This is a genomic window from Amaricoccus macauensis, from assembly GCF_014201905.1.
In the GTDB taxonomy this organism is placed as follows: domain Bacteria; phylum Pseudomonadota; class Alphaproteobacteria; order Rhodobacterales; family Rhodobacteraceae; genus Amaricoccus; species Amaricoccus macauensis.
Window position 1 is genome coordinate 424494 of the sequence record NZ_JACHFM010000002.1, and the last position, 17575, is coordinate 442068.

At 69.7% G+C, this 17575-nt stretch carries 17 protein-coding genes and 1 pseudogene; 15 read left to right on the forward strand and 3 right to left on the reverse strand.

What is annotated here, in order from left to right; all coding sequences use genetic code 11:
- Nucleotides 1-159 precede the first annotated feature (159 nt).
- The 11 genes from aroA (at nt 160) to HNP73_RS23250 (ending at nt 9030) form a co-directional block, all read left to right on the forward strand.
- The gene (gene aroA / locus HNP73_RS09600; RefSeq protein WP_184148442.1) at nt 160-1524 is read left to right on the forward strand and encodes a 3-phosphoshikimate 1-carboxyvinyltransferase; all 1365 of its coding nucleotides are present in this window, start codon (nt 160-162) and stop codon (nt 1522-1524) included.
- Entirely contained in the window at nt 1521-1925 is a 405-nt protein-coding gene (locus tag HNP73_RS09605) for a GFA family protein (RefSeq protein ID WP_184148443.1), read from the forward strand. The genes aroA and HNP73_RS09605 overlap by 4 nt, the downstream gene beginning before the upstream one ends.
- Complete coding sequence (gene cmk, locus HNP73_RS09610; protein WP_184148444.1) at nt 1922-2548, forward strand: (d)CMP kinase; 627 nt, start codon at nt 1922-1924, stop codon at nt 2546-2548. Before HNP73_RS09605 ends, cmk begins: the two co-directional genes overlap by 4 nt.
- 100 nt (nt 2549-2648) lie before the next feature.
- Complete coding sequence (rpsA, locus tag HNP73_RS09615; protein WP_184148445.1) at nt 2649-4334, forward strand: 30S ribosomal protein S1; 1686 nt, start codon at nt 2649-2651, stop codon at nt 4332-4334.
- 4 nt (nt 4335-4338) lie between these two features.
- Nucleotides 4339-5271 (forward strand): signal peptide peptidase SppA, encoded by a 933-nt coding sequence (gene sppA / locus HNP73_RS09620; RefSeq protein ID WP_184148446.1) that lies wholly within the window; start codon nt 4339-4341, stop codon nt 5269-5271.
- A gap of 79 nt (nt 5272-5350) precedes the next feature.
- On the forward strand, nt 5351-5650 hold the full coding sequence (gene ihfB / locus HNP73_RS09625; RefSeq protein WP_184148447.1) for an integration host factor subunit beta: 300 nt from the start codon (nt 5351-5353) through the stop codon (nt 5648-5650).
- A gap of 4 nt (nt 5651-5654) precedes the next feature.
- Nucleotides 5655-5993, forward strand: a complete 339-nt coding sequence (locus HNP73_RS09630; RefSeq protein WP_184148448.1) for a lipopolysaccharide assembly protein LapA domain-containing protein — start codon at nt 5655-5657, stop codon at nt 5991-5993.
- On the forward strand, nt 5990-6652 hold the full coding sequence (locus tag HNP73_RS09635; protein WP_184148449.1) for a phosphoribosylanthranilate isomerase: 663 nt from the start codon (nt 5990-5992) through the stop codon (nt 6650-6652). The genes HNP73_RS09630 and HNP73_RS09635 overlap by 4 nt, the downstream gene beginning before the upstream one ends.
- Nucleotides 6653-6747: 95 nt before the next feature.
- A complete protein-coding gene (gene trpB, locus HNP73_RS09640; RefSeq protein WP_184148450.1) occupies nt 6748-7968 on the forward strand; it encodes a tryptophan synthase subunit beta in 1221 nt (406 codons plus the stop codon).
- Between the two features lie 163 nt (nt 7969-8131).
- The gene (locus HNP73_RS09645; RefSeq protein WP_184148451.1) at nt 8132-8467 is read left to right on the forward strand and encodes a hypothetical protein; all 336 of its coding nucleotides are present in this window, start codon (nt 8132-8134) and stop codon (nt 8465-8467) included.
- A 56-nt stretch (nt 8468-8523) separates the two neighbouring features.
- Nucleotides 8524-9030: a hypothetical protein gene (locus HNP73_RS23250; RefSeq protein ID WP_246399707.1), complete on the forward strand. Its 507-nt coding sequence runs from the start codon at nt 8524-8526 to the stop codon at nt 9028-9030.
- Between the two features lie 39 nt (nt 9031-9069).
- On the opposite strand, the pseudogene yecR reads toward HNP73_RS23250, so the two are convergent.
- The 3 genes and pseudogenes from yecR to HNP73_RS09660 all read right to left on the reverse strand — a co-directional run.
- Nucleotides 9070-9345: pseudogene (yecR, locus tag HNP73_RS24080) on the reverse strand (YecR family lipoprotein); the annotation flags it as partial.
- An 87-nt stretch (nt 9346-9432) separates the two neighbouring features.
- Nucleotides 9433-9831: a hypothetical protein gene (locus tag HNP73_RS09655; protein ID WP_184148453.1), complete on the reverse strand. Its 399-nt coding sequence runs from the start codon at nt 9829-9831 to the stop codon at nt 9433-9435.
- Nucleotides 9832-9961: 130 nt separating this feature from the next.
- Nucleotides 9962-10561, reverse strand: a complete 600-nt coding sequence (locus HNP73_RS09660; protein WP_184148454.1) for a DUF1285 domain-containing protein — start codon at nt 10559-10561, stop codon at nt 9962-9964.
- Between the two features lie 161 nt (nt 10562-10722).
- Here HNP73_RS09660 and HNP73_RS09665 point away from each other — a divergent pair, with 161 nt between their 5' ends.
- The 4 genes from HNP73_RS09665 to HNP73_RS09680 are packed head-to-tail and all read left to right on the forward strand — an operon-like array spanning nt 10723 to nt 17509.
- Nucleotides 10723-11727, forward strand: a complete 1005-nt coding sequence (locus tag HNP73_RS09665; RefSeq protein ID WP_184148455.1) for an AAA family ATPase — start codon at nt 10723-10725, stop codon at nt 11725-11727.
- Entirely contained in the window at nt 11724-12647 is a 924-nt protein-coding gene (locus HNP73_RS09670; RefSeq protein ID WP_343063247.1) for a DUF58 domain-containing protein, read from the forward strand. Before HNP73_RS09665 ends, HNP73_RS09670 begins: the two co-directional genes overlap by 4 nt.
- Nucleotides 12644-15436, forward strand: a complete 2793-nt coding sequence (locus tag HNP73_RS09675; RefSeq protein ID WP_343063249.1) for a DUF4159 domain-containing protein — start codon at nt 12644-12646, stop codon at nt 15434-15436. The genes HNP73_RS09670 and HNP73_RS09675 overlap by 4 nt, the downstream gene beginning before the upstream one ends.
- Entirely contained in the window at nt 15437-17509 is a 2073-nt protein-coding gene (locus HNP73_RS09680) for a hypothetical protein (RefSeq protein ID WP_184148456.1), read from the forward strand.
- Nucleotides 17510-17575 lie beyond the last annotated feature (66 nt).

Below are 17575 nucleotides of genomic sequence, written 5' to 3' on the forward strand. Positions count from 1 at the left end.
ACCGGGATTGAGTTTCGGCAAACGAGATTGTGACTACCTCTTTGAATCAGCCTCCTGGTCTCACTGCGCAACTTGCGCTGCATGGCCACGCAGGCCGGGCATGGACCGCCTCGCGCGGATCGCCTAGAACCGCTGAAATCCGCGTGGGGGAGAGTTACGATGGCCGGGCACGGCGCAGCCAGACCGATGGTCGCACAGGCAGGCACCCCACTCCGCGGGACGGCCCCGATTCCGGGTGACAAGTCGGTCTCGCACCGCGCGCTCATCCTCGGCGCCCTCGCCGTCGGCGAGACGAAGATCACCGGTCTCCTCGAAGGCGAGGACGTGCTCGACACCGGCAAGGCGATGCGCGCCTTCGGGGCGGGCGTCGAGCGCATCGGCGAGGGGGCATGGACCGTGCGCGGCGTCGGCGTCGGCGGCTTCCAGGAGCCGGACAACGTCATCGACCACGGCAACGCCGGCACCGGCGTCCGCCTCGTCATGGGCGCCATGGCGACCACCGACATCACCGTGACCTTCACCGGCGACGCGAGCCTCCGTTCCCGCCCGATGGGCCGGATCACCGATCCTCTCGCGCTCTTCGGCGCCGAGGCCCGCGGCCGCCGCGGCGGCCTGCTGCCGATCACGCTGACCGGAGCGACAAACCCGTTGCCGGTCCAGTACACCACGCCCGTTCCCTCGGCTCAGGTGAAGTCCGCCGTGCTGCTGGCCGGCCTCAACGCCCCCGGCGAGACCGTGGTCATCGAGCGCGAAGCGACCCGCGACCACACCGAGCGGATGCTGCGAGGCTTCGGCGCCGAGATCGCGACCGAGGCCACCGCCGAGGGCCACGTCATCACCCTCCGCGGCCAGCCGGAGCTGCGCCCCCAGACGATCGCCGTTCCCCGAGACCCGTCCTCCGCGGCCTTCCCGGTGGTGGCAGCCCTCCTTGTCGAGGGTTCCGATGTGCTCGTTCCCGGCATCGGCCTCAATCCGACCCGCGCCGGTCTCTTCGACACGCTGGTCGAGATGGGCGCCGACATCGCCTTCGAGAACCGCCGCGAAGAGGGGGGCGAGCCCGTCGCCGACCTCCGCGTCCGCTTCGGCCCGCTCCGGGGCGTCGAGGTCCCGCCCGAACGGGCGCCCTCGATGATCGACGAATACCCCGTCCTCGCCGCCCTCGCGGCGACGGCGGAGGGCAGCACGATCATGCGCGGCATCAAGGAGCTGCGGGTGAAGGAGAGCGACCGGATCGACGCGATGGCCCGTGGCCTCGAAGCCTGCGGCGTCAGCCTCGAGGAGGGCAAGGACCACCTCATCGTCCACGGTCGCGGCCCCGGCAGCGTCCCGGGCGGCGCCACCGTCGGGACCCGCCTCGATCACCGCATCGCCATGGCGTTCCTCTGCCTCGGCCTCGCCGCCAACCGGCCGATCACCATCGACGACGGCGCCCCGATCGCCACGAGCTTCCCGTCGTTCCTGCCGCTGATGCGCGCGCTTGGCGCCGATATCCGTGAGGTCGGCGCCCGGGAGACCGCGCTGTGAGACCGCGCCAGACCGGCGGATGTGCCTGCGGCGCGGTGCGCTACCACGTCCACGGGCCGCTGCGCGACGTCATCGACTGCCACTGCTCTGACTGCCGGCGCGCGACCGGCCATCACGCAGCCCTGACCGCCGCTGCCCGCGACGACGTGGAGATCACCGGCGAAGTCCGCTGGTTCGCCTCCACCCCTGGCACCCGTCGCGGCTTCTGCCCGACCTGCGGCTCACCGCTCTTCTGGGACACGATCGGCCGTCACCGGCTCTGGATCCACGCGGGCTCGCTCGACCTGCCGACCGGCCTCAGGACACGAGGCCACGTCTTCGTTGCCGACATCAGCGACTATTACACCATCACCGATGGCCTGCCCCAGCGGCCCGGCGACGACGAGGAGCTGTCGAAGTGATCTTTACCGTCGCGATCGACGGCCCCGCTGCGGCGGGCAAGGGGACCATCGCCCGGGCGCTCGCCGCCGAACTCGGTTTCGCGCATCTCGACACCGGGCTCCTCTACCGCGCCGTCGGGGTACAGGCGCTGCACGACGGCCGCGGCGTGATCGACCCGCACTGGTCGGCAGAGCTCGCCCGACGCCTCACCCCTGAACAACTCGCGCGGGACGACCTGCGCAGTGCGCGAGCCGGTCAGGCCGCCTCGAAGGTCGCGGTCCTGCCGGAGGTGCGCTCCGCTCTCCTCGATTTCCAGCGCCGGTTTGCGCGGCGTGAAGGCGGCGCGGTGCTCGACGGCCGCGACATCGGCACGGTGATCTGTCCCCGGGCGGACGCGAAGCTCTTCGTCACCGCCTCCGACGAGGCGCGCGCAGGCCGCCGGGCCGCCGAGCTCGGCGCCGACCACGCGACCATTCTCGCCGACCTGCGCGCCCGGGACGCCCGCGACGCTGGCCGGGATGCCGCGCCGATGGTTGCCGCCAAGGATGCGCTCTTGCTCGATACGACGGATTTGTCTATAGACGCGGCCGTCGCCAAGGCTGTCGCCTACGTGAAGGGTCGCCTGCCGGGCGGGGCCGCTTGAGCCCTGCACCGGCTGTCACCGTTCCCGGATGGTCTCGGTGCGGCAAAGACCGGCGGAACCAACCGCCTGGCCGGAAATCTGCAGCGAACTGGAGAACTGGATGCCAGCTACGGCACTGAAGGATGATTTCGAGGCGCTTCTCAAGGAGAGCTTCGAGCTTGTGACCCCCGATGAGGGGACGGTCGTCAAGGGCACGGTCCTTGCGATCGAGGCCGGACAGGCCATCATCGACATCGGCTACAAGATGGAAGGCCGGGTCGATCTCAAGGAATTCGCCCAGCCGGGCAAGTCCCCCGAAATCACGGTTGGCGACACCGTCGAGGTCTACCTCGACCGCGTCGAGAACGCCCGCGGCGAGGCGGTGCTCTCCCGCGAGAAGGCGCGCCGTGAAGAGGCGTGGGACCGCCTCGAGAAGGCATATGCCAAGGAAGAGCGTGTCGAGGGCGCGATCTTCGGCCGCGTGAAGGGCGGCTTCACCGTCGATCTCGGCGGTGCGGTGGCGTTCCTTCCGGGCAGCCAGGTCGACGTGCGCCCGGTGCGCGACGCCGGCCCGCTCATGCACATGCCGCAGCCGTTCCAGATCCTCAAGATGGACCGCCGCCGTGGCAACATCGTCGTGTCGCGCCGCGCCGTGCTCGAAGAGAGCCGTGCCGAGCAGCGCGCCGAGATCGTCGCCCGCCTGACCGAAGGCGATGTGGTTGACGGCGTCGTCAAGAACATCACCGAGTACGGCGCCTTCGTCGACCTCGGCGGCGTCGACGGCCTGCTCCACGTCACCGACATGGCCTGGCGCCGGGTGAACCACCCCTCCGAGATCCTGGCGATCGGCGAGACCGTGAAGGTCCAGGTCATCAAGATCAACAAGGAGACGCAGCGCATCAGCCTCGGCATGAAGCAGCTGCAGGCCGATCCGTGGGATACGGTCGAGGCCAAGTTCCCGATCACCTCGCGCCACACCGGCCGCGTCACCAACATCACCGACTACGGCGCCTTCGTGGAGCTCGAGCCGGGGATCGAGGGTCTGGTGCACGTCTCCGAGATGTCGTGGACCAAGAAGAACGTCCATCCGGGCAAGATCGTCTCCACCTCCCAGGAGGTCGAGGTCGTCGTGCTCGAGATCGACAGCCAGAAGCGTCGCGTGTCGCTCGGCCTGAAGCAGACCCAGGGCAACCCGTGGGAGAACTTCGCCGCCGGTCACCCGAACGGCACCGTTGTCGAGGGCGAGGTGAAGAACATCACCGAGTTCGGCCTCTTCATCGGTCTCGACGGCGACATCGACGGCATGGTCCACCTGTCGGACCTCGACTGGAACCGCTCCGGCGAGGACGCGATCCAGGACTACCGCAAGGGCGACATGGTCGCCGCGGTCGTCACCGACGTCGACGTGGAGAAGGAGCGCATCTCGCTCTCGATCAAGCAGGTGGGCGGTGATCCGTTCGCCGATGTGGTCGCCGGCGTGAAGCGTGGCGACATCGTCACCGTCGAGGTCACCGCGATCGAGGACGGCGGCGTCGAGGTCGAGTACGATGGCATGAAGTCGTTCATCCGCCGCTCGGATCTCAGCCGCGACCGTGCCGAGCAGCGGCCGGAGCGCTTCACCAAGGGCGACAAGGTCGATGCCCGGGTCACCAACATCGACCCGAAGACCCGTCGTCTCGGCCTCTCCATCAAGGCGCGCGAGATCGCCGAGGAGAAGGAAGCCGTGGAGCAGTACGGTTCGTCGGACTCGGGTGCCTCGCTTGGCGACATCCTCGGCGCCGCGCTGAAGCGTCGCGACAACGTCTGAGGCAATGGACCCGATCCTCTCGGATCATGACAAGGAACGGCGCCGCAAGTGGCGCCGTTCGGCTTTCTGGAAGGGCTTCTTCGTCGCTCTCGCGGTGATCGGCGCGGGGATCGCCTTTGCCGGGTGGCGTGGTGAGGACGCCGACGGATCGGCCCGCCTCGGCCGCCAGCAGATCGCGCGATACCAGATTGACGGCGTCATTGCCGACGATCCCGAACGTGACCGGATGCTCGCGGCGCTCGCGCGTGACTCGTCCGTCCGCGGTCTGGTGCTGCGCATCAATTCGCCCGGGGGCACCACCGCCGGTTCCGAGGCGCTTTACGATTCGATCCGCCGCATCGCCGCGACCAGGCCGGTTGTGGCACAGCTCACCGAAGTTGCGGCTTCGGGCGGCTACGTCGCGGCGATTGCCGCCGACCACATCGTCGCGCGCGGCAACACGCTGACTGGTTCGATCGGCGTCATCATGGAATATCCGAACTTCACGGACGTGATGTCACGCCTCGGTGTCGGCTGGGAGACCGTGCGCTCGTCGGAGCTCAAGGCCGAACCCTCGCCGTTCCGCCCGACCAACCCCGAGGCCCGCGCCCTCGACGAGGCGCTGGTACAGGATGGCTTTCGCTGGTTCCGCGATCTGGTGGGCGAACGACGCGGCCTCGAGGGCCCTTCGCTCGACGCGGTGGCGACTGGCGCGGCGTTCTCCGGTCGCCTCGCGCTCGATGCCGGGCTCGTCGACGAGATCGGCGGGGAACCCGAGGCCATCGCCTGGCTCGAATCGCGCGAGCCCGACCTCGCCGGCCTTCCGGTTCGCGACTGGGAGGTGGAGAGTAACACCGGCTGGGTTCGCGGACTCCTGGGCTCCGCGGGCACAACCAGCGGGATTCTCGGGGAAATATCGCGGCTAACCGGCCCGAAGCTCTATTCCCTCGGCCCGTGAATCCTGCCAGTATGACTTTCGCGCCGCATAACGGCGTTGTCTGTGCAAGGGTGGAGTGCATGGCAAGCGGGTGCCGCCAATGATCAAGTCAGAACTGATACAGAAGATTGCAGAGGCCAACCCGCACCTGTTCCAGCGGGACGTGGAGCGCATCGTCGGGACGGTCTTCGAGGAGATCATCGAGGCGATGGCGCAGGGACACCGGGTGGAATTGCGCGGTTTCGGCGCCTTCTCGGTGAAGAAGCGGGACGCCCGTCAGGGCCGCAACCCGCGCACCGGTGACTCGGTCACGGTGGAGGAGAAATTCGTGCCGTTCTTCAAGACCGGCAAGCTTCTGCGAGACCGGCTGAACGGAATCGACAATCGGGACAAGGACTGACCTCTTGCGTGCGCTGAAGTATCTGATCCTCGCGATCATCCTCGTCGTGCTCGTCGTCGTCGCTCTGGCGAACCGGGACCTCGTGACGCTCAATCTGCTGCCGGCTGGCATGGCGCGGGTCATGCCGCTCTCGGTTCAGGTGCCACTCTTCGTCGTCGGCCTCGCCGGGGTCGTGGTCGGGATGGTCATCGGCTACATCTTCGAGTGGCTGCGTGAGCACAAGCATCGCCGCCGCGCCTCGCAGAAGTCGCGCGAAGCCCGGCGTCTGACCAGTGAAATGGACCGGCTTCGCAAGACGACAGGCAAGCACGAGGACGACGTGCTGACGCTGCTCGGCCGTTGACCGAAGACGTGCGTGTCAAGATCTGCGGGCTGCGCTCGCGCGCCGAGGTGCGCGCCGCAGCCGAGGCGGGGGCGTCCTACGTGGGGCTCGTGTTCTTTCCGCCGTCGCCCCGCAACATGACGATACCCGATGCCCGGTGGACACTCGAGGACGTGCCCGAGGGCATCGCCCGCGTCGCGTTGACCGTCGATGCCGACGACGAGACGCTTGATGCGATTGTCGGTCTCGAGCGCTTCGATCTGCTGCAACTGCACGGGGCCGAGACGCCGGAGCGGGTTGCGCAGGTGAAGTCGCGTTACGGTCTGCCGGTGATGAAGGCGCTCGGTATCGCCGAGCCCCGGCACCTTGGCGTGATTGATTCCTATGCCGCTGTCGCCGATCAGTTGCTGATCGACGCGCGGCCGCCCCGGGATGCCACGCTGCCGGGCGGCAACGGGCTCGCCTTTGACTGGCGGCTCATTGCCGGCCAGGACTGGGACGTGCCGTGGATGCTGGCGGGCGGGCTGACGCCCGAGAACGTCGGCGAGGCGATCCGGCTGACGGGCGCGCGACAGGTCGACGTCTCTTCGGGCGTCGAGGAACGACCGGGCAAGAAGGATCTGGCGCGCATGGCGGCTTTCGTCCGCGCCGCCCACGCTGCCGCCGTGGCGGACGCCTGATCCGCCGATCTCCGACTGACGCCGCACGCCATCCGCCCTCGACGCCTTCGTGTGCCGGGGCTAGAGAGGCGGGACCATCCGAGGGGAATGCCGTGATGACCGCAGACAAGCCGAATTCCTTCCGCACTGGCCCGGACGAGCGGGGGCGTTTCGGCATCTACGGTGGCCGCTTCGTCTCCGAGACGCTGATGCCGCTGATCCTCGATCTCGAGGCGGAATATGAGCGGGCGAAGACCGACGCGAACTTCTGGGCCGAGATGGACGATCTCTGGACGCACTACGTCGGCCGGCCGTCGCCGCTCTACTTCGCCGAGCGGCTGACCGAGCGGCTGGGTGGCGCGAAGATCTACCTCAAGCGCGACGAGCTGAACCACACCGGCGCCCACAAGATCAACAACGTGCTGGGCCAGATCCTGCTCGCCCGCCGCATGGGCAAGCAACGGATCATCGCGGAGACCGGTGCGGGCCAGCACGGCGTCGCCACCGCCACGGTCTGCGCGCGCTTCGGGCTGAAGTGCGTGGTCTTCATGGGCGCGACCGACGTGGAGCGTCAGAAGCCGAACGTCTTCCGCATGCGGCTCCTCGGGGCGGAGGTGGTTCCGGTCACCTCCGGGCGGGGCACGCTCAAGGACGCCATGAACGAGGCGCTACGCGACTGGGTGACGAACGTGCGCGACACGTTCTATTGCATCGGCACCGTCGCTGGTCCGCATCCCTATCCGGCCATGGTGCGCGACTTCCAGTCGATCATCGGCAAGGAGGCCCGCGAGCAGATTCAGGCCCGCGAAGGGCGGCTTCCCGACACGCTCGTCGCCTGCATCGGCGGTGGCTCGAATGCCATGGGCCTGTTCCATCCGTTCCTCGACGACCCGGACGTGCGCATCATCGGCGTCGAGGCCGGCGGCCACGGGGTCGACGAGCGCATGGAGCATGCGGCGAGCCTCACAGGCGGCCGGCCCGGGGTGCTGCACGGCAACCGGACCTATCTGCTGCAGGACGCGGATGGCCAGATCATCGAGGGCCACTCGATCTCGGCCGGTCTCGACTATCCGGGCATCGGACCGGAGCATGCGTGGCTTCACGACATGGACCGGGTGGAATACGTGAGCGTGACCGATGCCGAGGCGCTCGACGCCTTCCGGCTCTGCTGCGAGACCGAGGGCATCATCCCGGCGCTGGAGCCCGCGCACGCGCTCGCCCACGTAACTAAGATCGCGCCGGGGCTGCCGAAGGACCACCTGCTCGTCATGAACATGTGTGGCCGGGGCGACAAGGACATCTTCACCGTGGCGGAGGCGCTCGGCACGGCGCTCTGAGGCGCTAGAAAGACCCGACGGGAGCGGACTGGCCGCTTCTGCCGGTCGAGACCCGGTGCGCGCGGCCGCGAGAGTGCTTTCCCGGCTTGCAGTGGGGTCCGCTTCGGCGTAGATGCGGCGGTTCGGTGCGGCCTCCATGGGCCGCCATGGGGATTCAAAAGACATGAGCACTACTTTCGAGATCGGCGATCTGGTCGTCCTGAGTTCGGGTTCGATGCGGATGGTGATCGAGGCGGTGGACGAAAGCCGCATCGCCTGCGTCTGGTGCCACGAGGGCAAGATCGGTCGCGACAATTTCGACGGCCGGCTTCTGCGCAAGTGGGAGCATCGCGAGGAAGAGTCGCGTCCGCCGCGCAGCGACAGCAAGCCGCCCTATCGTGGCGACCGCGAGGGCGGCGGCAAGCCGTTCCGGCCGTCTGACCGTGATGATCGCCCGCCGCGCAAGACCGGCTGGGACGGCAAGCCGCGCGAGAAGAAGTTCTTCCGCAAGGACGGCTGAAGCGAGAACTGCTAGGCCGTCGCGCGCCGTAGCGCTGCGATTGCAGGGAGGGGATCATGCGTCGCCTGCTTCTGGGACTGGTGATGGGGCTCGCGGGCTGCGCGGCCGGGGGCGTCAGCGACACATCGCTGCCGGCGGTCCGGCCCGGTCCCGTCAAGGGCGCGACGCTGCCTCCGGCGCAGGGCGAGTCCGAGATCGTCGTCCGCGCGGTCTCGGCGGCGGCTCCCGGACAGGAGATCGCCGGGGCCGGCTGCACCGCGAGCGCGCCCTACTTCAAGGCCGATTTCACCGCGCCGGCGCGACTGCTGGTGCCGGATTTCGGTGCTGCGGCGCCGACGGTCACGGTGACCTGTCAGGCGGGGACCGCAAAAGGCTCCGCGCTGGTGGCGCCGGAGGCGGCGTGGTCGGGCGGCCTCGGCGGCTGGCCGGCGGTCGGCGTCTCGGTCGGCACCGGAAACCAGAGCGGTGTCGGCGTCGGCTTCGGCTGGTGGGGCGGCGGTGTCGGCGCCAGCACCGGCGTGCCGGTGACGCGCTATCCGGCGGTGCGCGTCACACTGCAGTAAGGCTTCACCCCTGCAGGGGCAGAAGCGCGTCACCACGCTCCGGGTGCATCGTCCGTGGCGGTCGTAGGCGCGGCAGGCTTCCTGCCAGCCGGCATATTCACCGGCACCAGCATGGCCCCAGGCGTGGCAGCGGCGTCCCGCCTCGGTGGCCGCGAGCCGCCAGTCGGGGGCTATCGGGTTGTAGAGCGTGGCCGTCGACGCCATTGTCACGATGCCGTCCCGCTGGCCGCCACCGGAAAACCCGGGCTTCACGCCAATCGGCGCAGCGCCGCATCCAGCAACCGCGAGCGCCGCGGCGATCATCAGGAAACGCATTGTCGGACCCCCCACCCGAGCGAGCAGCCGTACGCTCTGCGCCGGAGGGAGGTCCGTCAACTTTGCCTTGAGGTCGAGGTTAACGCGTCAGGCCGGCAGCGGGCGGGCGAGCCGTACGTGGCTGCCGTCCGTGACGACCTGCACCAGGAAGAGCACCATGCCGAGCACGGTGAACACGGCGCCGACGCCGATCGCCGCCTCATAGTCGGGCTTGCCGGTGGCGAGCACCAGGCCGAGGGACACGACCATGATGACAAAGCCGAGCGTGGCGACGATCGCCTGTGCCCACGCGAGGCGCGGGCGGACGATCCCGGCGCCCCGGTACCAGAGGCCATAGAGCGCCATGGAGACCCAGCCCAGCAGGTTCAGATGGGCATGTGCCGGCGCAAGCGCGAAATCATGATGTGACGCCATGAAGATACCAAGACTCATGCCGCAGAGTGCCGAAATAGCAGCAACGGAGACACAGTACTTTTCGATACGCATCGCTCAACTCCCTTCGAGCGGGATGGATACAACAACAAGAAAATGAAGGACGATTTCTGTGTCGATCCTTACGCCGAGAGGTGAGTTCACTCAACGTGAGAGTTGTTTCAAGGGTGCCAACCGGTGAAACTCAGGTGAGATCGGCCGCAATGTCGGCTGCGGGGACGATGGGAAAGAACTGTCCGCCGGACCAGACGCCGAACTGCGCGATGCCGTCGATGGTTTCCTCGCGACCGAGATCGACGAGGCGGTAGAAGCTCTTGCGATCGACCAGCGCCTCGAGATTGCGGCGGATCAGCACATAGGGCGCGGGCTCGCCGGTCTCGGGGTCGATCGCCACGCGGATCGGGTGGTCCGGGCCGGCGGTGACGCGGTCCTCGACCTGGGTCTCGAAGGTGAGGGTCTGGTCCTCGCCGTGACCTCGGGCGGTGAAATCCACCGCGACAAAGGGCGCGTCGTCCACCTTGATCCCGACCTTCTCCACCGGGGTCACGAGGAAGAAGTCGTCGCCCTCGCGCTTGAGAATCGAGGAGAAGAGCTTGACGAGCGCCGGGCGGCCGATCGGCGTTCCGAGATAGAACCACGTGCCGTCACGGGCGATGCGCATGTCGAGATCGCCGCAGAACGGCGGGTTCCAGAGGTGAACCGGCGCCGGGCCGCGACGTCCGGCGCGCGATGCGGCGGCAGCGATGCCGTCGGCTGTCGGCGGCGTGGTCTCGGGGCCGGCCATGGTCGGATCTCCCACGTTTGTCCAATTCCCGGATAGGCCGGATCCCACCGGGTGGCAACCGGCGCCGCGAATGCCCGGATTGTGAACGCGCAAGCCCATTGTCGCCAGCGGGCTGCAAGGTACACTTGCAGCGCGAAACAATGAAAAAGGGCAGGCGCCTGATGACCGATACCGACCTGATGCCGGAAATCGAGGCGACCGGCGCGCGGCTCGTTGCCGCCCGCGAGATGATCGCCCGGCGGATCATCGGCCAGGATGAGGTGGTGGAGCAGACGCTGATCGCCATCCTCTCCGGCGGGCATGGTCTGCTGGTGGGCGCCCCCGGGCTGGCGAAGACCCGGCTCGTCGAGACGCTTGGCACCGTGCTCGGCCTCCTTGCCCATCGGGTGCAGTTCACACCGGACCTGATGCCGGCGGACATCCTCGGGGCCGAGGTGCTGGAGACCGGCGCCGACGGCACGCGGGCGTTCCGCTTCATCGACGGGCCGATCTTCTGCCAGCTGCTGATGGCCGACGAGATCAACCGGGCGAGCCCGCGCACCCAGTCGGCGCTGCTGCAGGCGATGCAGGAGAAGGAGGTGTCGGTGGCGGGCCAGCGGCGCTTCCTGCCGCGGCCGTTCCATGTGCTCGCGACCCAGAACCCGATCGAGCAGGAGGGCACGTATCCGCTGCCCGAGGCGCAGCTCGACCGGTTCCTTCTGCAGATCGACGTAGGCTATCCCGATCGCGCGGCGGAGCGGCGGATCATTCTCGCGACCACCGGCGTCGACGAGGCGCTGGCGGAGCCGGTCTTCGACGCCCCGAGCCTGATGGCGGCACAGCGGCTGATCCGCCGGCTGCCGGTTGGGGAGGCGATCGTCGAGCGCATCCTCGATCTGGTGCGCGCGGCGCGGCCCGAGTCGGGCGACGCGCATCCCGCGGTGCGCGATGCGGTGAGCTGGGGGCCGGGGCCACGGGCGGCGCAGGCGCTGATGCTGGCGATCCGGGCGCGCGCGCTGATTCAGGGGCGGCTGGTGCCGAACCTCGACGACGTGGCGGCGCTGGCGCGGCCGGTGCTCATCCACCGCATGGCGCTTGGCTTCGCGGCGCGTGCCGAGGGGCTGACGCTTGACAGCCTGATCGGCCAGCTCGTGGGCGATGTGATGGGCGTGGAGGCCGCCGCGTGATCGGGCCGCGCCCCCGCGGACGGGACAAGCCGCAGGGGCCGGTCGGGCTGCGCCGTGACGCGGAGAAGGTGGGCGGCGCGCTGCCGCCGCTTCTCGCCGAGGCCGAGCATCTGGCGGCATCGGTCGCCATGGGCTTCCACGGCCGGCGGCGGGCCGGACATGGCGAAAACTTCTGGCAGTATCGTCAGGCGGTGCCGGGCGATCCGCGCTCGTCTGTGGACTGGCGGCGGTCGGGCAAGTCGGACCAGCAGTTCATCCGCGAGATGGAGTGGGAGGCGGCCCAGACGGTGCATTTCTGGGTCGATGACGCGCTGTCGATGGATTACCGCGATTCCGATGACGTGCGGGCGCGCTCGAAGTCCGAGCGGGCGGCGCTGCTGGCGCTGGCGCTGGCGCTCCTGCTGGTGAAGGCCGGTGAGCGGGTGTCGCTGCTCGGCACCGACGCGACACAGCCGCGTGCCGGGCGCACCCAGCTCAACCGCATGGCGCTGGCGCTCGGCGGCGCTCCGCGGGACGATCGCCCCGACTACGGGGTCCCCCCGGCCGACCGGCTGATCCGGGGGTCGCGCGCGGTGTTCTTTTCCGACTTCCTCGGCGATCCCGAGGCGATGACGCCGGTGCTCGGGCACGCGGCGGACCGGGGCGTGCGCGGATCGTTCGTGCAGGTCCTCGACGAGAGCGAGGAGACGTTTCCCTTCGACGGGAGGGTGATCTTCGAGAGCATGGGCGGCGGGTCGGAGTTCGAGACCCAGCGGGCGCGGGCGCTGAAGTCGGCTTATGCCGAGCGGCTCGCGGCGCGCCGGGGCAAGCTCGAGGACATGGCCCGGCATCTGGGGTGGCGGGTGCTGTTCCACCGGACCAGTGCCAGCCCCCGCCAGGCGCTGCTCTGGCTCTACATGGCGGTGGGCGCACGGGCGTGATCGGGTCGATTGCATTTCTCTCGCCGTGGTTGCTCGCGGGCCTCGCGACGCTGCCAGTGCTCTGGTGGCTGCTGCGTGCCGTGCCGCCGGCTCCGGGGCGGCGGGCGTTCCCGGGCGTGCGGCTGCTGCTCGGGCTGAAGGATCCGGAAAAGATGCCGGAGCGCACGCCCTGGTGGCTCCTGCTCCTGCGGATGCTGGCGCTGGCGGCGGCGATCCTCGCGTTCTCCGGTCCGGTGCTCAATCCGCGGCCCGTGGGGTCGTCCGATCCGCTGCTGGTGCTGCTCGACGGCGGTTGGGGCGACGCGCCGGGGTGGACGCAGCGCATGGACCGGGTCGCGGCGGCGCTCGACGAGGCGGCGCGCGACGGCCGGCGCGTGGCGGTGCTGGCGGCGGCGGCTCCGCCGCAGGCGGATGGCGAGATCGAATGGCGCGCGGCGCCTGACTGGACCGAGCGGCTGGCCGGGCTCGCGCCGAAGAGCTGGAGCCCGGATCGTGCCGCATGGGCCGACTGGATCGACGGCCGGGTCGGCCGGTTCGAGACCCTGTGGCTGACCGACGGGATCACCGATGGCGCCGAGGCGCACCTCGCCGAGGCGCTGCTGGCACATGGGCCGGTGACACTGGTCCGGCCACGACAGACGGCGCTGGCGCTGACGCCACCGCGTCTCGAAGGCGGCGAGCTCGTCGCGAGCGCGCTGCGGGCCGACGCGGAGGGGGAGCGGCCGGTGAGCGTGGTCGCCCTTGGGCCAGACCCGACCGGCATCGAGCGGGCGCTCGGCGCGGCCGACGGCAGTTTCGCGTCGGGGGAGACCCGGGTGGACCTGAAGATCGCCATGCCGATGGAACTTCGCAACCGGGTGGGGCGGGTGCAGCTCGCGGACGGCCGTTCGGCGGCGGGCGTGGTGCTCGCTGACGACAGCGTGCGGCGGCGGAAGGTCGGGATCCTGTCCGGCGAGCCGGGCAGCGAGGCGCAGGAGCTGGTGGATCCGCTGCACTACCTGCGCACGGCGCTCGAGCCGTTCGCCGAGGTGATCGAGGCGCCGCTCGGCGAGATGCTGAACACCGCGCCCGACGTGCTGATCCTCGCCGACGTGGGCAACCTCGGCGAGGCGGAGCGGTCGGCGCTGCTTGCGTGGGTCGAAAAGGGCGGGCTTCTGGTGCGTTTCGCCGGGCCGCGACTGGCGCAATCAGGGGCGGGACAGCTCGAAGAGGATCCGCTGCTGCCGGTGCGCCTGCGCGCGGGCGGTCGGTCGATCGGCGGGGCGATGTCGTGGGGCGCGCCGCGCAAGCTGAAGCCGTTCCCGGAGGGAAGCCCGTTCGCCGGGCTGGCGCTGCCCGAGGACGTGGACATTTCGAGCCAGGTGATGGCGCAGCCGGACCCGGACCTGCCGGCGCGGGTGATGGCGAGCCTCGAAGATGGCACGCCGCTCGTCACCGGCAAGCCGGTCGGCGACGGGCGGGTGGTGCTCTTCCACGTGACCGCGAGCCCGGACTGGTCGAACCTGCCGCTCTCGGGCCTGTTCGTCGAGATGCTGGAGCGGCTCTCGCAGAGCGCGGGCGGCGTGACGACCGAGACCGAGGCGCTGGAGGGGGCCATCTGGACGCCGGAACAGGTGCTCGACGGCTTCGGCGAGCTCGGGCCGCCGAGCCTCGTCGCGGGCGTCCCCGGCGAGCGGCTCGCCGAAGGCAAGCCGTCGGCCGAGACGCCTCCGGGCATCTACGCGAGTGGTGACCGCCGGGTGGCGCTCAACGTCATGCACGACCGGGACGAGATCGCGCCGCTTGCTTCGTTGCCGCAGGGAGTGGTGACAGAAACGATGGACCGGCCGGCGGAAATCCGTCTCGGGCCGTGGCTGATCGCCGCCGCGCTGGTGCTGCTCGCGCTCGACGTTTTCGCCACGCTCGTCGTCTCGGGGCGACTCGGGCGGCGGTTCCAGTATCGTGGCCGGCGGACGGCGCAGGCGGCGGTGCTGCTCCTCTCCGGGCTTGCCCTCGGGCTGGCCGGGCAGGCGAAGGCGCAGACGGCGCCCGGCGACGACGCCAGCGCGCTCCGGGCCGCGACCCAGACGGTGCTCGCCTACGTGGAGACCGGCATCCCGCGGGTCGATCAGATCAGTGCTGCGGGTCTGCGCGGGCTCAGCAAGGTGCTTTACGACCGGACGGCCATCGAACCCGCCGAGCCGGTGCCGGTCGACATCGAGACCGACGATATCTCGCTCTATCCGTTCCTCTACTGGCCGATCACCGACAGCCAGCGGCCGCCGTCCGACGCGGCCGTGGCCCGGATCAACGAGTTCTTCCGTTCGGGCGGCATGATCCTCTTCGACACTCAGGACGCGGATCTGGGGGGTGGCGGAGCCACGACGCCGAACAGCCGGGCACTGCAGCGGGTCGCGGCGCGTCTCGACATTCCGCCGCTCGAGCCGGTGCCCATTGACCACGTTCTGACCCGGACCTTCTACCTGCTTCGCGACTTTCCCGGGCGCTGGACGGGCTCGACGGTCTGGGTCGAGGCATCGCCCGGGGCCGAGCAGGTGGAGGGGATGCCGTTTCGCAACCTGAATGACGGCGTGACGCCGGTGGTGGTCGGGGGCAACGACTGGGCGGCCGCGTGGGCCACCAGCGACAACGGCGCGCCGATGTTCCCGGTCGGCCGGGGTCTCGCGGGCGAGAACCAGCGGGAGATGGCGCTGCGTTTCGGGATCAACCTCATCATGTATGTGATGACCGGCAACTACAAATCCGACCAGGTGCACGTCCCGGCACTTCTCGATCGGCTGGGGCAGTAGATGGACGCCATAGACTTCACCCCGCTCCTGCCGCTGCCGCTGATCGCGGTGCTGATCGCGCTGACGCTCGCAGGGATCGGCGTCGCGCTCTGGCGCGGGCTGACCGGCTGGTGGCTGCGCGGGCTGGCCGCGCTGGTGCTGCTCGCGGCGCTGGCCGGGCCGTCGCTCCGGCGGGAGGACCGCACACCGGTCGCGAACATCGCCATCGTCGTGGTGGACGACAGCGCGTCGAACCGCATCGACGACCGGATCAGTCAGACCGGTGAGGCCGTGGCGGGGCTTGGCCAGCGGCTGGACCGCCTCGCGCAGGGCGGTCGGCTTGAGGTGCGCACCGTCCATGTGGCCGATCGCGGCAACGACGGGTCGATGCTGCTCTCCGCGCTCGCCGAGGCCGCCGCCGAACTGCCGGCGGACCGCATCGCCGGCGCGATCCTCATCACGGATGGTCAGGTGCACGACGCCGACGCGGTTCCGGGTTTCCCCGCGCCGGTGCAGGTACTCCTGACCGGCCATGTCGAGGACTGGGACCGGCGGGTGGTGGTCGAGACCGCCCCGGCCTTTGCCATCGTCGGCGAGGCGGTGAGCCTCGTGCTCAAGGTCGAGGACCTTGGCGAGTCGCCCCCGGCCGACGGCGTTGCGACGCTTTCGATCTCGCTCGACGGCACCGAGCCGATGACCTTCGACGTGCCGCTGAACCGCAGCGTCACCCTGCCGGTGACGCTCAACCGGGGCGGGGTCAACGTGCTGCAGATCTCGACACCGGGGGTGGCGGGGGAACTCACGGATCGCAACAACGAGGCGATCGTCTCGATCAACGGCGTGCGCGACCGGCTGCGGGTGCTGCTGGTCTCGGGCGAGCCCTATCCGGGCGAACGCACGTGGCGGAACCTGCTGAAGTCGGACTCCTCGGTCGACCTGGTGCATTTCACCATCCTGCGGCCGCCGGAAAAGCAGGACTTCGTGCCGGTCTTCGAGCTCTCGCTCATCGCGTTCCCGACGCAGGAGCTGTTCATGGAAAAGGTCGACCAGTTCGACCTGATCATCTTCGACCGCTACAAGCGGCGTGGCATCCTGCCGAACGCCTACTTCGACAACATCGCGCGCTATGTGCGCGACGGCGGCGCGCTGCTGATCGCCAGCGGATCGGATTTCGCCGGTGCCGAGTCGCTCTATCGCTCGCCGCTCCGCGATATCCTGCCGGTGGAGCCGACGGCGCGGGTGATGGAGGAAGGCTTCGTCCCGAAGGTGTCGGAGGTCGGCCACCGGCATCCGGTGACCGCCGGTCTCGAAGAGCACGCGCCGCGCCCGCCGGCGGCCGACGGCACGCCGGGCTGGGGCCGCTGGTTCCGCATGGTCGATGTGAACCCGACAGCGGGCGAGACGGTGATGCAGGGCCCCGAGGACCGGCCGCTGCTCGTGCTGGCGCGCGAGGGCGAGGGCCGGATCGCGGTCCTGAACTCGGATCAGGCGTGGCTCTGGAGCCGCGGCTATGAGGGCGGCGGGCCGCAGCTCGAACTGCTGCGCCGGTTGGCGCACTGGCTGATGAAGGAGCCCGAACTGGAGGAAGAGGTGCTGCGCGGCACCGGGCAGGACGGCGGCATAGCGATCGAGCGGCGCACGCTTTCGGACAGCGTGCCGCCGGTCAAGGCGACGAGCCCGTCAGGGGCAGAGAGCGAAGTTCAGCTGGTCGAGACGGCGACCGGTCGCTGGGAGGGCCGGATCGAGAACGCCGAGAACGGACTCTGGCGGCTGGAGAACGGCGACCAGCAGGCCGTCGCCGTGGTCGGTCCGTCGTCGCCGCGGGAGTTCGCGGACCCGGTCTCGACCAATGCGGTCCTCCAGCCTCTCGCCAATGCGAGTGGTGGCAGCGTGCGTCGGGTGGAGAGTGGCTTGCCGGACGTGCGGCTGGTGCGCGAAGGCCGCGTCGCCGAGGGGCGAGCGTGGATTGGCCTCACCGATCGCGAAGCCTACCAGCTCCGGGATATCCGGCGGGTGGACCTTGCCCCGGGCTGGCTCTCGCTGATCCTCGCCGCCGGGCTCGCATTCCTCGCCTGGCGGGTGGAAGGCCGGTAGGCGACTGGCGAACTCTTTCGGAGCACGACGTTGGCGGAAGCCGGCGACCGTGGGGGGAATTGGAGC